Below are 13,779 nucleotides of genomic sequence, written 5' to 3'. Positions count from 1 at the left end.
CCGCACCGGCCCGGCGACGTCGCCCGGTAGCGTTGCACGCGCGGGGACCTGTGCGAATGCGAACAGTGAAGGGACGACCGGATGCCGAAGGAAGCGTGGCGGGCCTACCTGGACCTCGCCCTGGGACTGACCGAGAGTTCACGCAAGCAGGCCACCAAGACCGCGATGAAGCTGGTGGGCAAGGGCGGCGCGACCGCGGTCCAGCTGCAGGCGCTGGTCGAGGACGCGCTGGCGGCCGGCACCGCGAACCGGGCCGTGGTCGAGCGCCTGGTCCGCAACGAGGTCGACCGGGCACTGACCGTGGTGGGGCTGGCCAAGTCCGATGAGGTCGCGGCGCTGCGGCAGCGCGTCGCCGAGCTGGAGGAGCGGCTCGCGGCGCCGGTGGACGTGCCCGGTGACCTGCCCGTCGAGCCCGCGGTCGAGGCGGCCGTGGCGGCGTCCGCGGCGACGTCGACTCCGGCTCCGAGTCCGGTCTCGTCTCCGGTGAAGAAGACCATCGCGAAGAAGATCGTGGCGAAGAAGGCGGTCGCGAAGGCACCGGCCGGCGGAACCGCGGTGCCGGACGCGCTGGCCTCGCCCGAGACCCTGGCCGCGCCGGCCACGCCCGAGACCTCGTCTCCGCCGGCCACGCCCGAGACCGCGGCCCCGCTGGCCACGCCCGCGGCTCCGGCCGAGGACGAGCCGGTCGAGGAGGCGGTGGCGGAGACGCCGGCCCGGAAGATCACGCCGCCGCGCAAGGTGGCCAAGAAGGTGCCCACGATCAAGGCCGCGCCGCCGGCCGGTAGGAAGGCGGTGCCGACGCCCGCCGACCTGCCGCCCGCGGTCAAGAAGGCGCCGGCCAAGCGCGCGAAGAAGGCCGTGCCGCCGCTCTTCGACGACGGGACCACCCGCTGATGAGCACGCCGTTCCCGGTTCCGCGCCCACCGGCCGTGCCGCGTCCGCCGATGCCGGTCAACGCGCCGCCGGTGCCGATGACCGAGCCCGGCGACGGGACCACCGGGCACCCGGCCGTGGACGCGATGCTGGCGTCGCTGGCCAACGCGGCCTCGCTGTCCCCCGCCGACCAGATCGCGGAGTACGAGGCCGCGCACCAGATCCTGCGAGAGACGCTCGCCACCATCGACCAGGCCTGACCGAACTCCCCGAAAGACACGTGAAGAAGACCGCATGGCACGCCGCATCCGTCTAGACGCCGAACTCGTCCGCCGCGGCCTGGCCCGCTCCCGGGAACAGGCCGCCGCGCTCATCGAGGCCGGACGGGTCGAGATCCGCGGCGTGGTCGCCCGCAAGGCCGCCGCGCAGCTCGACCCGGCCGAGCCGATCGTGGTCACCGGCGAGGACCCGGTCGACGAGTACGTGTCGCGCGGCGGGCACAAGCTGGCCGGCGCACTGGCCGCGTTCGGGCCCCGCGGGCTGGCGGTGGCCGGGCGGCGGGCCCTGGACGCGGGCGCGTCCACCGGCGGGTTCACCGACGTGCTGCTGCGCGCGGACGTGGCCGAGGTGGTCGCCGTGGACGTCGGCTACGGGCAGCTCGCCTGGAAACTCCGTACCGACGAGCGGGTGCGGGTTTTCGAACGCACGAACGTGCGGACGCTCACGCCGGAGATCATCGGTGGCCCGGTCGACCTGATCGTGTCCGACCTGTCGTTCATCTCGCTGCGCCTGGTGCTGCCCGCGCTGGCCGGCTGCGCGCTGCCCGATGCCGACCTGGCGCTGATGGTCAAACCACAGTTCGAGGTGGGCAGGGAGCGGGTCGGCGAGGGCGGCGTGGTCCGCGACCCGGCACTGCGCGCCGAGGCCGTCCTGGACGTGTGTGCCGCCGCGCTCGACCTGGGCCTCGGGCTGGCCGGCGTGGCCGCGAGCCCGCTGCCCGGACCGAGCGGGAACGTCGAGTTCTTCGTGTGGCTGCGGCGCGGTGCGGCGGCCGCGGATCCCGACCACGTGCACGCGGTCGTCGAGGCCGGACCCGCGGGTACGGTGGCGGGGCACGCGCCGGAGCCAGGCGCGGAATCGCTTGTTGACAGGGGAGTGACGAGTGACGAGCACCGCTGACCGGTCGGCGCTGCTGGTGACCCACACGGGCCGCCGGCACAGCACGGAGCACGCTGCGTCGATAGCGAACGACCTCGTGCGCGCGGGCTTCGAGGTGCGCGTGGTGGCCTCCGAGATCGGCGACCTGGACCTGCCGCCCGGCGTGACGCCGGTGTTCGGCCCGTCCGCGGCCGAGGGCGTCGAGATCGTGTTCGCGCTCGGCGGCGACGGCACGTTCCTGCGCGCGGCCGAGCTGGCCCGGCCGAACAAGGCGCCGCTGCTCGGCATCAACCTCGGCAAGGTCGGCTTCCTGGCCGAGGCGGAGATCAGCGACATCGACCAGGCCGTGGCGGACGTGGTGCGCGGGGCGTACACCGTGGACGAGCGGCTCACGCTGGACGTCAAGGCCGAGCTGGACGGCGAGCTGATCGCGGAGAGCTGGGCGCTCAACGAGGTCACGGTGGAGAAGGGCCAGCGCGCGCAGATGCTCGAGCTGCGCGTGGACGTGGACGGCCGGCCGCTGTCCCGCTACGGCTGCGACGGCGTGGTCTGCGCGACACCGACCGGGTCCACGGCGTATGCGTTCTCGGCCGGCGGGCCGGTGGTCTGGCCGGAGGTGGAGGCGCTGCTGCTGGTGCCGGTCGCGGCGCACGCGCTGTTCAGCAAGCCGCTCGTGACCGCGCCCACGTCGACGTTCGTGATCACGGTGGATCCGTACACGTCGGTCGCCACGCTGTGCGCGGACGGCCACCGCGTCTTCGACCTGCCGCCCGGCGCGAAGGTCACTGTCCGGCGTGGTGCGCAACCGGTGCGTGTCGTGCAGCTGACGCCACGCCCGTTCACCGATCGGCTGGTGGCGAAATTTGACCTCCCGGTCCTCGGATGGCGGGGTACGAAGCGGCGGTAATCACTGCGTTCCCGGCAATTGGCGTGCCGCTCGGCTGGAAATGTGTCGGAGGACGCGGCTACTGTCTTTGCCTGTGCTGGAAGAGCTGCGTATCACCGGCCTGGGCGTCATCGAGGACACCACACTGCCGCTGACCGGCGGCATGAATGTGATAACCGGTGAGACCGGCGCCGGTAAGACCATGGTCGTGACCGGCCTCGGCCTGCTGTTCGGCGGGCGGGCCGATGCCGGTCGCGTGCGAGCCGACCCCGGCCGTGCGGTCGTCGAGGGACGGTTGCGCCTCAAGGGCGCGATCGCCGACGCCGTGCTGGCCCGGATCACCGACGCGGGAGCGGAGGCGGACGACGACGGCGCGGTCATGCTGTCGCGCACCGTGACCATCGAGGGCCGCTCCCGGGCCCATGTCGGTGGCCGGTCCGCGCCGGTCGCGGTGCTCACCGACGTCGGCGAGCGGGTGCTGGCCGTGCACGGCCAGTCCGACCAGCTGCGCCTGCTGCGCCCCGCGGAGCAGCGCGCCGCGCTCGACCGGTTCGCCGGCCCGGAGCACGAGAAGCTGCTGGAGACGTTCCGCGAGACGTTCACGAAGTGGCGGAAGACCGCGGACGATCTCGCGGACCGGCGCCGCAACGCGCGCGACCGCAACCAGGAGGCCGACCTGCTCAAGCTCGGCCTCGACGAGATCACCCGCGTCGACCCGCAGCCGGGCGAGGACGACGAGTTGAAGGCCGAGGCCCAGCGCCTGGAGCACGCGGAGGGGCTGCGCACCGCGGCCGCGCTCGCCTATCAGTCGGTCGCCGGCGGCGCCGAGGCCGGCGACGAGACGCCGGACGCGACCAGCCTGCTCGGCACGGCCCGCCGCACGCTGGAGGGCCAGGCCTCGGTCGACGCGAAGCTCGGCGACCTGGCCGTTCGCATCGAGGAGGCGGCCACGCTGGTCGCCGACGTGACCGCGGAGCTGTCGTCCTACCTCGACGCGCTCGACGCCGACCCGAACCGGCTGGCCACCATCTACGAGCGGCGCGCGCTGCTGCGCGGCCTCACCCGGAAGTACGCGGACGACATCGACGGCGTCATCGCCTGGGCCGAGACCGCCCGCACCCGCCTCGGCGACCTGGACAGCTCCGACGAGCTGCTGGAGGAGCTGGAGAAGGAACGCCAGCGCCTTGAGGGCGAGGTGGCGGAGCAGGCCGGGCGGCTGACCGCGGCCCGGACCGAGGCGGCCGGGCGATTCGCCGAGGAGGTCAGCGTGGAGCTGGCCGGGCTGGCGATGCCGCACTCCCGCGTCGAGGTCGCGGTGCTGCCGCGCACGGCCGGCAAGAGCGAGCCGTCGGTGACCGTGGACGGCACCGAGGTCGGCGTCACCGCGGACGGCGCGGACGAGGTCGAGCTGCGGCTGCTCGCCCACCCGGGCGCACCGGCGCTGCCGTTGCAGCGGGGCGCGTCCGGCGGTGAGCTGTCCCGGGTGATGCTGGCGATCGAGGTCGTCTTCGCCGGCATCGGCGGCCCGCCGACGCTCGTCTTCGACGAGGTCGACTCCGGCGTGGGCGGTACCGCGGCCGTGGAGATCGGCCGCCGCCTGGCCCGGCTGGCGCGCAGCCACCAGGTCCTGGTGGTGACCCACCTTCCGCAGGTGGCCGCGTTCGCCGACCGGCACCTGGTGGTGGCGAAGGACACCGGGGGAGCGGTCACGACCAGCGGCGTGCGAGTCGTGGAGGACACGGACCGCGCGCGGGAGCTGTCCCGCATGCTGGCCGGCCTGCCGGACTCGGACCTGGGCATCGCCCACGCGGAGGAACTGCTCGCGGTCGCCGACCGCGAGAAGCGCCGCTGACGCGAGCGCGCGAGCGATCAACTACTCATGATCGGGGGCGTCCCTCAAGTCGTTGGAACGACTTGAGGGACGCCCCGATCACGGATCTCCTTGCGAAGCGGCGGCGTCGGCAGGGCTTCCTTGCGGCGCGGCGCAAGGAAGCCCTGGGTTCTGTTCGTGCCACGGCGGGACTTGCAGGCAGGAGCGCGCCAGCGACGACCGGTGCCCGCGGGAGCATGCCCCTGCTACCGCCCCGACCCCCGCCCCCAAATCGGTGTAAACGCTGAATTCACGCCGGAAGCGGGAAGACCAGGAAACGGACAGTGACGTGACCGCGGACACGCGCCAGAATTGATTTGGGCGGGATTTGCCTGGTCACGGGCATTTTGTCGGCATGTCGATCGCGCACGAGGCCGAGGCTTCGTGTCACGATGATGGCGATGCGTCTACCCACTCTCCGCCGCACCCGGGCCGCCGAACCCGGGACCATCGCCGGCATCGCCCGGCTCGATCGGCGCACCAAGCGGCTCACCGGGCGCCTGCGTCCGGGTGACATCGCCGTGATCGACCACGTCGATCTCGATCGTGTCGCCGCCGACTCGCTTGTCGCGGTCGGCGTGGCCGCGGTGCTGAACGCGAAGCCGTCGATCTCCGGCCGGTATCCGAACCTCGGCCCCGAGGTGCTGGTGAAGGCCGGCATCCCGCTGCTCGACGATCTGGGCGAGGGACTGTTCCAGCAGGTCCGTGAGGGCGACTCGGTGCGGATCGACGGAAACACGGTGTACGCCGGGTCCGAGGCGCTGGTGCACGGGACGCGGCAGGACGCGGAGACCGTGGCGGCGGCCATGGCGGACGCGCGCGAAGGGCTGTCGGTGCAGCTCGAGGCGTTCGCGGCGAACACCATGGACTACCTCAAGCAGGAACGTGATCTGCTGCTCGACGGCGTGGGCGTGCCGGAGATCGAGACGAGGATCGACAAGCGGCACGTGCTGATCGTGGTGCGGGGTTACGACTACAAGGCCGACCTGGATGTGCTCCGGCCGTATATCCGGGAGTACCGGCCGGTGCTGATCGGCGTGGACGGCGGCGCGGACGCGCTGATCGAGGCGGGCTACACGCCCGACATGATCATCGGGGACATGGACTCGGTGAGCGACGACGTGCTGCGCTGCGGTGCGGAGATCGTCGTGCATGCCTACCCGGACGGGCGGGCGCCGGGGCTGCCGCGCGTGCACCAGCTGGGGGTCCCGGCGATCACGTTCCCGGCCGCGGCGACGAGCGAGGACATCGCGCTGCTGCTGGCGGACGAGAAGGGCGCCGAGCTGATCGTGGCGGTGGGCACCCACTACACGCTGGTCGAGTTCCTGGACAAGGGGCGCGGCGGCATGGCGTCGACGTTCCTGACCCGGCTGCGGGTCGGCGGCAAGCTGGTCGACGCGAAGGGCGTGAGCCGGCTCTACAAGCAGACCATCCCGGGCTCGTCGCTGCTGCTGCTGGCCGGGTCGGCGATCGCGGCGATGACGGCCGCGGTGACGGTCTCCACCGTGGGCAAGGCGTACCTCGGTGTGGTCTCCGAGTGGTGGGACAATCTGGTGTTCCAGCTCGGTCAGCTGTTCTAAGGGCGTGGTTGATGGATCCCGACGGCCTGCGGCGAGGCCCAGGCGCCGCCTGGCCGCACGTCGCGGAAGCCCACGTACAACACCGGTGTGCGGGCTTCCGCGCCGCACACCCAGCCGACACCTGGACCGCGTCTCGGCTCGCCGCGATCCCTCGACCACGCCCTTGAGCAGAAAGCGCTACCTGTGATCAATTTCCGTTACCACGTCGTGTCGCTGACTGCGGTCTTCCTCGCGCTGGCGATCGGGCTGGTGGTCGGCACCGCCGCGCTGAACGGGCCGGCCGTCGACGCGCTGGACGGCCAGGTGCAGAAGCTCAGCAAGGACAACAGCCAGCTGCGGGAGAGCGTCGGCCAGCTGCAGGACGAGGTCAACTCGCAGGAGGACTTCGCGGTCGGTGCGGCGCCGATGCTGCTCGGTGGCAAGCTGACCGGCCGGCGGGTGGCGCTGGTGGTGCTGCCGACCGGTGGCGACTACGCGGAGCAGCTGCGCACGATGCTGGCCACGGCCGGCGCGACCGTGACCGGGCGGGTCGACGTCCGGGAGAGCTTCACCGATCCGGACAACAGCGTGAACCTGCTGGACCTGGCGCACCGCGCGGTGCAGACCTCGCTGCCCGCGGCCGGGCTGCCGAGCAACGCGGACGGCGTGGAGACCTCGGCGGCGCTGCTGGCGACCGCGCTCTACGACCGGACGCCGCCGGCCACGGACTCGGACCGGAACGCGGTGCTGGCGGCGTACGCGGCCGCGAACTACATCACGATCGAGGACGACAAGGTCGCAGGCCCCGCCGAGGCCGTCGTGATCGTGGGCGGGCTGCCGCCGACCGACGACCGCGCGGACGAGAAGAACACGTCCACGGTGACGCTGGTGGCGCAGTTCGACGCGGCCGGGAAGCTGGCCGTGGGCGGCAACGGCGTCGGCGACGGCAACGTGGTGGCGGCGATCCGCGGCGACGCGGCGCTGTCCAAGACGATCGCGACCGTGGACAACGTGAACACCGCGCAGGGCTCGGTCGTCACCTGCCTGGCACTGACCGACCTGCTCGCCACGAACAAGGTCGGCCACTACGGACTCGGCGCGGGCGCCACGTCGATACTGCCCACTCCCGCTCAGTGAGCCTTCTTCGACCCGGTGCGGCCGGACCGCCGGCCGGCGCCACGCCGTCCGGCCACACGGGCCGGGTGGAAAATGGCTCAGTGATCGCACGGTTCCTAGAATCGCGTCATGGCCGTCCCTAGGATTCTGGTGCTCGCCGCCGGTGCGCTCGCCGCGCGTGCCGTGTTGACCGCGGTGCGCCGCAGCTCGATCAACCCGTCGCTGGAGCGGGCCAACTTCCGCGGCCGCACGGTCACGCTGGCCGGTGGGCCCGCGCTCGCGGCCGGCGCCTCGATCGCGGCCGCGGCCGGTGCGTCCAGCGGCCCGGCCGCCGCGGCAGCGCTGACCGCCGGACTCGCCTCGGGCGCGGTCGGCCTCTACGACGACGTGGTCGGCAGCCGGCCGGACCAGAAGGCGGCGAAGGGCTTCGCCGGTCACCTGCGCGCGCTGCGGCACGGCCGGGTCACCAGCGGCCTCGTGAAGATCGCCGGGGTGGGTGCGGCCGGTCTGGTCGCGTCCGCGCTGCTCGCGCAGGATCGCCCGCGCCGGTCAACACTGAGAACCCTGACGGACGTGGCCCTGGGCGCGGGCGTCATCGCGGGCACGGCCAACCTGATCAACCTGCTCGACCTGCGCCCCGGCCGGGCGATCAAGGCGTCCGCGCTGATCGGCGCGCCGCTGCTGCCCACGGCCGCCGCGGGCGGGCTCGCCGCCGGTGCGGTCGGCGCCGCGGCCGGGCTGGTGCCGGAGGACCTGGACGAGCAGATCATGCTCGGCGACTCCGGTGCGAACGCGCTCGGCGCGCTGCTCGGCGTCGCGATCGCGGCCGGGACCGGACCGATCGGCCGTGCGGTGATCTTCGCGGGCCTGGCCGGGCTGACCGCGGCCAGCGAGAAGGTCAGCTTCACCGCGGTCATCCAGCGCACCCCGGGCCTGCGCGAGTTCGACGAGCTCGGGCGGCGGCAGAGCTGACGTGGCGCCCGGCGTGAGGTCCCGGACCGTCGTCGGAGCCGCCGCACTGATCGCGGTGCTCACCGTGGTGAGCCGCGTGGCGGGCTTCGCGCGGACCACCGTGTTCGCCTGGACGGTCGGCCCGACCGACCTGGGCGACACCTACCTGGCGGCGAACACGCTGCCGAACATCATCTTCGAGTTGGTCGCCGGCGGCGTGCTGGCCAGTCTGGTCGTACCGCTGCTGGCGAAGCCGGTCGAGGACGGCGACCGGGAGCGGGTCGGCCGGATCACCTCGGCGCTGCTCGGCTGGGTGCTGGTGCTGCTGATCCCGGTCGCGGTCGTGGTCGCGCTGGCCGCCGGCCCGCTGGTCACGCTGATCATGCCGGAGGCGTCACCGGCCGAGCTGGCGACCGGCGCGCGCATGCTGCGGGTGTTCGCGCCGCAGCTGCCGCTCTACGGCGTCGGCGTGGTGCTCACCGGCGTGCTGCAGGCGCACCGCCGCTTCGCCTGGCCGGTCATCGCGCCGCTGCTGTCCAGCATCACGGTGATCGCGGTCTACGCCGCGTTCGCGCTCACCGAGGGGCCGCGGACGGGCATCGCGGAGGTGTCCCGTACCGGCGAATCGGTGTTGTCCGTGGGCACGACCTGTGGGGTCGTGGTGCTCTCCGGTTGCCTGCTGATCCCCGTCATCGGACTGCGGCTGCCGATCAGGGTCACGCTGAGCCTGCCGGACGACTCCCGGCGGCAGATCGTCACGCTCGGCTGGGCCGGGCTGGTCACGGTGGGCGCGCAGCAACTGGCGCTGCTGGTCGTGATCGGTCAGGCGAGCGGCGGCCCGGACGGCAGCACGGTGCTGTTCAACCTCGCGCAGACCGTGTTCCTGCTGCCCTGGGCCGTGCTCGCGGTACCGCTGGCGACCGCGGCCTACCCGAGCCTGACGGTCGCGGACGACCGGGCGTACACAGACCTCCTGGCCCGAACCGCGCGGCAGATCACGCTGATCAGCTGCCTGGGCGCGGCGGGACTCGTGGCCGTGGCGATTCCCGCCGCCGGACTGCTGGCCGGTGATCCCGCACTGGCGAAGGGCATCGTCGCGTTCGCGCCCGGACTGATCGGATACGGACTCTTCGCGCTGCTGTCCCGCGCGCTCTACGCCCGGGGCCGCGCGCCCGCCGTGGCCGCCGCGACCGCCGTCGGCTGGGCCGTCGTCGCCGCGCTGGCGTTCACGCTGGCGAACACCACCGCTCCGGAGGACCGCGTGCTCGTGCTCGGCCTCGCACACACCGCCGGCATGCTGGTGCTCGGCGTGCTGCTGCTGGCCGCGGTCCGCCGCACGGCCGGCCCGGACGCGCTCGCCGGGCTCGCCCGCACGCTCCCGGCCGGGCTTCTCGGTGCGATCACCGCGGGCACGGCCGGGTACGCGCTGGCGGCGCTCACCGACCCCACCCCGGCGCCCGGCTTCGCAATGTTGCAAGGCATGCTGTGCGGGTTCGTCGGGGTCGCGGTGTTCCTCGGTGTCGCCCTCGTGCTCGACCGGGACCAGGTCACGAAACTCGCCCGGCGTGGCGGCGCGCGGCCCGGCGCGCCCGAGTCGGGTACCTTGCCGGACGGTGAGAACGACGCGCGGACTCCCGCCGCGCGGGACGGAGGGGACCGCACGTGACCGCAGGCGACTGGGCCGGTGGGGTGGCGCTCGTGCTCGCGTCCAGCACCGGCGGCGTGGGGCAGCACGTGGCCTCGCTGGTCCGGGGGCTGACCGCGGCCGGCATCACGGTCACGGTCTGCGGGCCGGACGCGACCGAGCGGCTGTTCCACTTCTCCGAGCTGGGCGCGCGGTTCGTCCCGGTGGAGATCCCGGCCAACCCGGCGCCGTCGGACGCGCGCGCGGTCAGCGCGCTGCGCACCGCGCTCGCCGCCACCGACGTCGACGTGGTGCACGCGCACGGCCTGCGCGCCGGTTTCGTCGCCACGCTCGCCCGTCCCCGCCAGCCGCTCGTGGTCACCTGGCACAACGCGATGCTCGCCGGCGGACTGCGCGGCCGGGTCGCCCAGCTGCTGGAGCGCGCGGTCGCGGCCGCGGCCCGGATCACGCTCGGCGCCTCCGAGGATCTGGTCGACCGCGCCCGCGCGGTCGGCGCGCGCGACGCCCGGCTCGGCCCGGTCGCCGCGCCCGCGCTCGGCCCGGCCCGCCGCACCCGCGCCGCCGTGCGCGCCGAGTTCGGCGTCGGGCCGGACACGCCGCTGATCCTCTCCGTCGGCCGGCTGCACCCGCAGAAGCGCTACGACGTGCTGGTCGCCGCGGCCGGGCGCTGGCGCGAGCGCCGCCCCACGCCGGTGGTGCTGATCGCCGGCACCGGCCCCAGCTATCTCCCGCTGGCCGCCAGCATCTCCGCCGCGCACGCGCCGGTCACGCTGCTCGGTCACCGCACCGACGTGGCCGATCTGCTGGCCGGCGCGGACCTCGCGGTCGTCACCAGCGACTGGGAGGCCCGGCAGCTGTTCGCGCAGGAGGCGCTGCAGGCCGGCCTGCCGTTGGTCGCGACCGCGGTCGGTGGCCTGCCCGGCCTGGTCGGCGACGCGGCCGTGCTGGTGCCGGCCGGTGACGTGGACGCGGTCGACGCGGCCGTACGCCGCCTGCTCGACGACCCGGATCTGCGCCGCGACCTGGGCACCCGGGCACGCACGCACGCGGCCGCGTGGCCCACCGAGGCGGACACGGTCGAGGCGGTCCGCGCGGTCTACGCCGAACTGGTTCCGGCGCCGGCACACCGCGAGGACCACAGCTGATGCTCCGCCGCCTCACACCGTGGCTGATCGTCCTGGCCGTGGTGATCGGCAGCATGGTCGCGCTCAGCGTCCGGCCGGTCGCCGCGACCGTGGACACCGAAGCCGACTACGTGGTGGTCGTGGGCGTGCCCGGCCTGCGCTGGGACGACCTCGACCCGCAGGTGACGCCGTCGCTGTGGGCGCTCGCCGAGCGCGGCGCGATCGGCGCGCTGTCCGTCCGGTCCGCGAGCGAGCCGACCTGCCCGGCCGACGGCTGGCTCACGCTCGGCGCCGGCAACTACGCCGGCTGGGGTGACGAGTCGGACGGCGCGGAGACCTGCGCGCCGCTCGCCGTGGACGTCGAGGAGCCGGACGGCATCGGCGCGAACGTGCCGCGCCAGCCGGTCGCGGTCGACTACAACGGCCGCCAGCCGTGGGGCGCGGTGCCGGGTGCACTGGCCGAGTCGGTGCGCTGCACCACCGCGGTCGGCCCGGGCGCGGCCATCGCGGCGGCCCGCCCGTTCGGCCGGGTGGACCGATACGCCGGGACGCTGCCGACGGACGCCGCGACCGTGCTGTCCCAGTGCGTGCTCAGCATCGTCGACGCGGGCACGGTCGCCGGTGACGGCGCGGCCCGCGCGGCCGCGGTCGAGGCCGCGGACGACGTGCTCGGACGCGTGCTCGCGGCCCGCCCGGCCCGGTCGCTGGTGCTGGTCGCGGGTCTCTCCGACACCGGCGCGGACCAGCGGCTGCACGTGGCGATCGCGGACGGGCCCGGCTGGGACCGGTCCTGGCTCACCTCGGCCAGCACCGCGCGCGACGGTTACCTCGCGCTGGTCGACCTGGCGCCGACCGCGCTGACCGCGCTCGGCCGGGAGCTGCCGGCCGGGCGCTTCGACGGGCACGCGGCCACGGCGGCGGACGGCCGTCCCGCGGAGCTCGCGGACGCGATGGCGCGGCCGGCGGACGCGGACCGGGAGGCGCGCGCCCAGGGGCGTACCGCCGAATGGTTCTTCTCGATCCTGACCGCCGCGCAGATCGCGCTCTACGCACTGCTCGTGCCGCTGCTGCGGCGCACCTACGCGCACAGCGGGCCGCCCGGGCCGCCGTTGCCGCCGCGCTGGCTGATGGACGGCGCCGAGCTGGCGCTGATCGCGGCCGCGCTGGTCACGCCGGCCGCGCTGGTCGCGGACCTGGTGCCGTGGTGGCGCTCGGGCCGGCCGTCGCTGGTGTTCGCGGCCGTGACGATCGCACTGACGCTGGCCGGCACGCTCGCGGTGCGGCTGGCCCGCCCCTACCGTGCCACGCTCTGGCCGCTCGGCGCCGTGGCCGCGACCGCTGCCGTGGTGGTGATCTCGGACGTGCTCTCCGGCTCGACGCTGCAGCTCAACGGCGTCGCCGGCTACTCCACGCTGGCCGGTGGCCGGTACGCCGGGATCGGCACGGTCGGGCTCGGCGTACTCACCGCGGGCATCCTGCTCGCGGCCGCCGCGCTCGGCCAGATGATGCGCAACCTGCGCCCGCTGATCATGGTGCTGCTCGGCGGCACGGCCGTGATGGTGGTCGGCAGCCCGTTCCTGGGCGCGCACGCGGTCGGCGCGGTCGCGCTGACCGCCGGTGTCTGCGTGGCGACCGCGCTCTGCACCGGCGGCTGGATCGGCTTCGGCCGAATCGCTGCCACGACCGCGGCCGGCCTGATGGTGACGATCGGCTTCGCGCTGCTGGACGTGCGCCGGCCGGAGGCGGAGCGTGGCAGCCTCGGCCGGATCCTGGCCTCGCTGGTGGACGGCAGCAGCGGCATCGCGGTGCAGCGCGCCACCGGCTCGAACGTGGTGGCGCTGGTCAGCCCGCTCACGCTGCTGGTGCTGACCGTGGCCGCGCTGGTCTGGTTCGTGCTGCTGCGGCCGTGGGGCGGCCTCAAACGCCTGTTCGGGCTAAAACCGGCGGTCCGGGCCGCGCTGGCCGGCACCGCGGTCACCACGCTGGCCGCGGGCGTGCTGGGCGGGTCGGCGCTGCACATCGCGGGCGCGGCCGCCGCGGTGGCGGGCCCGCTGGCCGCGCTCACCGCGCTGCGCGTCCTGGACCACGCGGCCGACCGCACGCGCCCGCCGGTGGCACCGATGACAGAACCATCAACCCCATCAGAGGGTACGGCGGGCGACAGCGCGACCGGCACCGAGAGCGGCGCGTCCACGAGCGGCGGGACCGGTGGGGGCGACTCCGGTGGTGACCCGCCCGGCGACCCTGCCGGGAGTCCCGGGGACGGCGCCGATCCGGTGGTCGTCGACCGCGCCGGCACCGTGGAGACCTCCGCCGGCACCGCGGAGACCTCCGCCGGCACCGCGGAGACCTCCGCCGGCACCGCGGAGACCTCCGCCGGCACCGCGGAGACCTCCGCCGGCACCGCGGAGACCTCCGCCGGCACCGTGGAGACCCGGCGGGACGGTGTTGTCACGGTGGGTGACGATGCTTCCGTGAGTAACAAAGATGACGGAAGTTGACGAGCACCCGAGCGGGTGAAAGCCGCGGCGCACGCCGTACCCGCGAGCGGTGTTGATCTTATGGCCCCTGACCTGCGGAAGTGGCCTGGGCTGCGG

The 13,779-nt window shown here is 74.3% G+C and carries 11 protein-coding genes; all 11 read left to right on the top strand.

Annotation, left to right across the window (positions count from 1 at the left end):
* Positions 1–81 precede the first annotated feature (81 nt).
* Positions 82–894 (top strand): phasin family protein, encoded by an 813-nt coding sequence (locus tag J2S43_RS21930; protein WP_306832079.1) that lies wholly within the window; start codon positions 82–84, stop codon positions 892–894.
* Positions 894–1,133, top strand: coding sequence for a hypothetical protein (locus J2S43_RS21925; protein ID WP_370881645.1), 240 nt, complete (start codon positions 894–896; stop codon positions 1,131–1,133). Before J2S43_RS21930 ends, J2S43_RS21925 begins: the two co-directional genes overlap by 1 nt.
* 34 nt (positions 1,134–1,167) lie before the next feature.
* A complete protein-coding gene (locus J2S43_RS21920; protein ID WP_306832077.1) occupies positions 1,168–2,052 on the top strand; it encodes a TlyA family RNA methyltransferase in 885 nt (294 codons plus the stop codon).
* Positions 2,036–2,938, top strand: coding sequence for an NAD kinase (locus tag J2S43_RS21915; RefSeq protein ID WP_306832075.1), 903 nt, complete (start codon positions 2,036–2,038; stop codon positions 2,936–2,938). The genes J2S43_RS21920 and J2S43_RS21915 overlap by 17 nt, the downstream gene beginning before the upstream one ends.
* A gap of 73 nt (positions 2,939–3,011) precedes the next feature.
* A complete protein-coding gene (recN, locus tag J2S43_RS21910; protein WP_306832074.1) occupies positions 3,012–4,769 on the top strand; it encodes a DNA repair protein RecN in 1,758 nt (585 codons plus the stop codon).
* A gap of 419 nt (positions 4,770–5,188) precedes the next feature.
* Positions 5,189–6,367 carry a putative cytokinetic ring protein SteA gene (gene steA, locus J2S43_RS21905; protein ID WP_306832072.1) on the top strand — a complete coding sequence of 393 codons (1,179 nt, stop codon included), beginning with the start codon at positions 5,189–5,191 and terminating at the stop codon, positions 6,365–6,367.
* A gap of 183 nt (positions 6,368–6,550) precedes the next feature.
* A complete protein-coding gene (locus J2S43_RS21900) occupies positions 6,551–7,483 on the top strand; it encodes a copper transporter (protein WP_306832070.1) in 933 nt (310 codons plus the stop codon).
* A 108-nt stretch (positions 7,484–7,591) separates the two neighbouring features.
* A complete protein-coding gene (locus tag J2S43_RS21895) occupies positions 7,592–8,434 on the top strand; it encodes a hypothetical protein (protein ID WP_306832069.1) in 843 nt (280 codons plus the stop codon).
* 13 nt (positions 8,435–8,447) lie between these two features.
* Positions 8,448–10,079 (top strand): murein biosynthesis integral membrane protein MurJ, encoded by a 1,632-nt coding sequence (murJ, locus tag J2S43_RS21890; RefSeq protein WP_306832067.1) that lies wholly within the window; start codon positions 8,448–8,450, stop codon positions 10,077–10,079.
* Complete coding sequence (locus tag J2S43_RS21885; protein WP_306832065.1) at positions 10,076–11,203, top strand: glycosyltransferase family 4 protein; 1,128 nt, start codon at positions 10,076–10,078, stop codon at positions 11,201–11,203. The genes murJ and J2S43_RS21885 overlap by 4 nt, the downstream gene beginning before the upstream one ends.
* A complete protein-coding gene (locus tag J2S43_RS21880; RefSeq protein WP_306832062.1) occupies positions 11,203–13,683 on the top strand; it encodes a hypothetical protein in 2,481 nt (826 codons plus the stop codon). Before J2S43_RS21885 ends, J2S43_RS21880 begins: the two co-directional genes overlap by 1 nt.
* Positions 13,684–13,779: the final 96 nt, after the last annotated feature.

This window comes from Catenuloplanes nepalensis, assembly GCF_030811575.1.
In the GTDB taxonomy this organism is placed as follows: Bacteria; Actinomycetota; Actinomycetes; order Mycobacteriales; family Micromonosporaceae; genus Catenuloplanes; species Catenuloplanes nepalensis.
The sequence above is the reverse complement of the archived record's forward strand: the minus strand, read 5'-3'. Positions and strand labels throughout refer to the sequence as shown.

What these genes read in the sequence shown, in the direction of transcription:
- J2S43_RS21930 (WP_306832079.1), top strand. Translation starts at nt 82, where the DNA reads ATGCCGAAGGAAGCGTGGCGGGCCTACCTGGACCTCGCCCTGGGACTG.
- J2S43_RS21925 (WP_370881645.1), top strand. Translation starts at nt 894, where the DNA reads ATGAGCACGCCGTTCCCGGTTCCGCGCCCACCGGCCGTGCCGCGTCCG.
- J2S43_RS21920 (WP_306832077.1), top strand. Translation starts at nt 1,168, where the DNA reads ATGGCACGCCGCATCCGTCTAGACGCCGAACTCGTCCGCCGCGGCCTG.
- steA (WP_306832072.1), top strand. Translation starts at nt 5,189, where the DNA reads ATGCGTCTACCCACTCTCCGCCGCACCCGGGCCGCCGAACCCGGGACC.
- J2S43_RS21895 (WP_306832069.1), top strand. Translation starts at nt 7,592, where the DNA reads ATGGCCGTCCCTAGGATTCTGGTGCTCGCCGCCGGTGCGCTCGCCGCG.
- J2S43_RS21880 (WP_306832062.1), top strand. Translation starts at nt 11,203, where the DNA reads ATGCTCCGCCGCCTCACACCGTGGCTGATCGTCCTGGCCGTGGTGATC.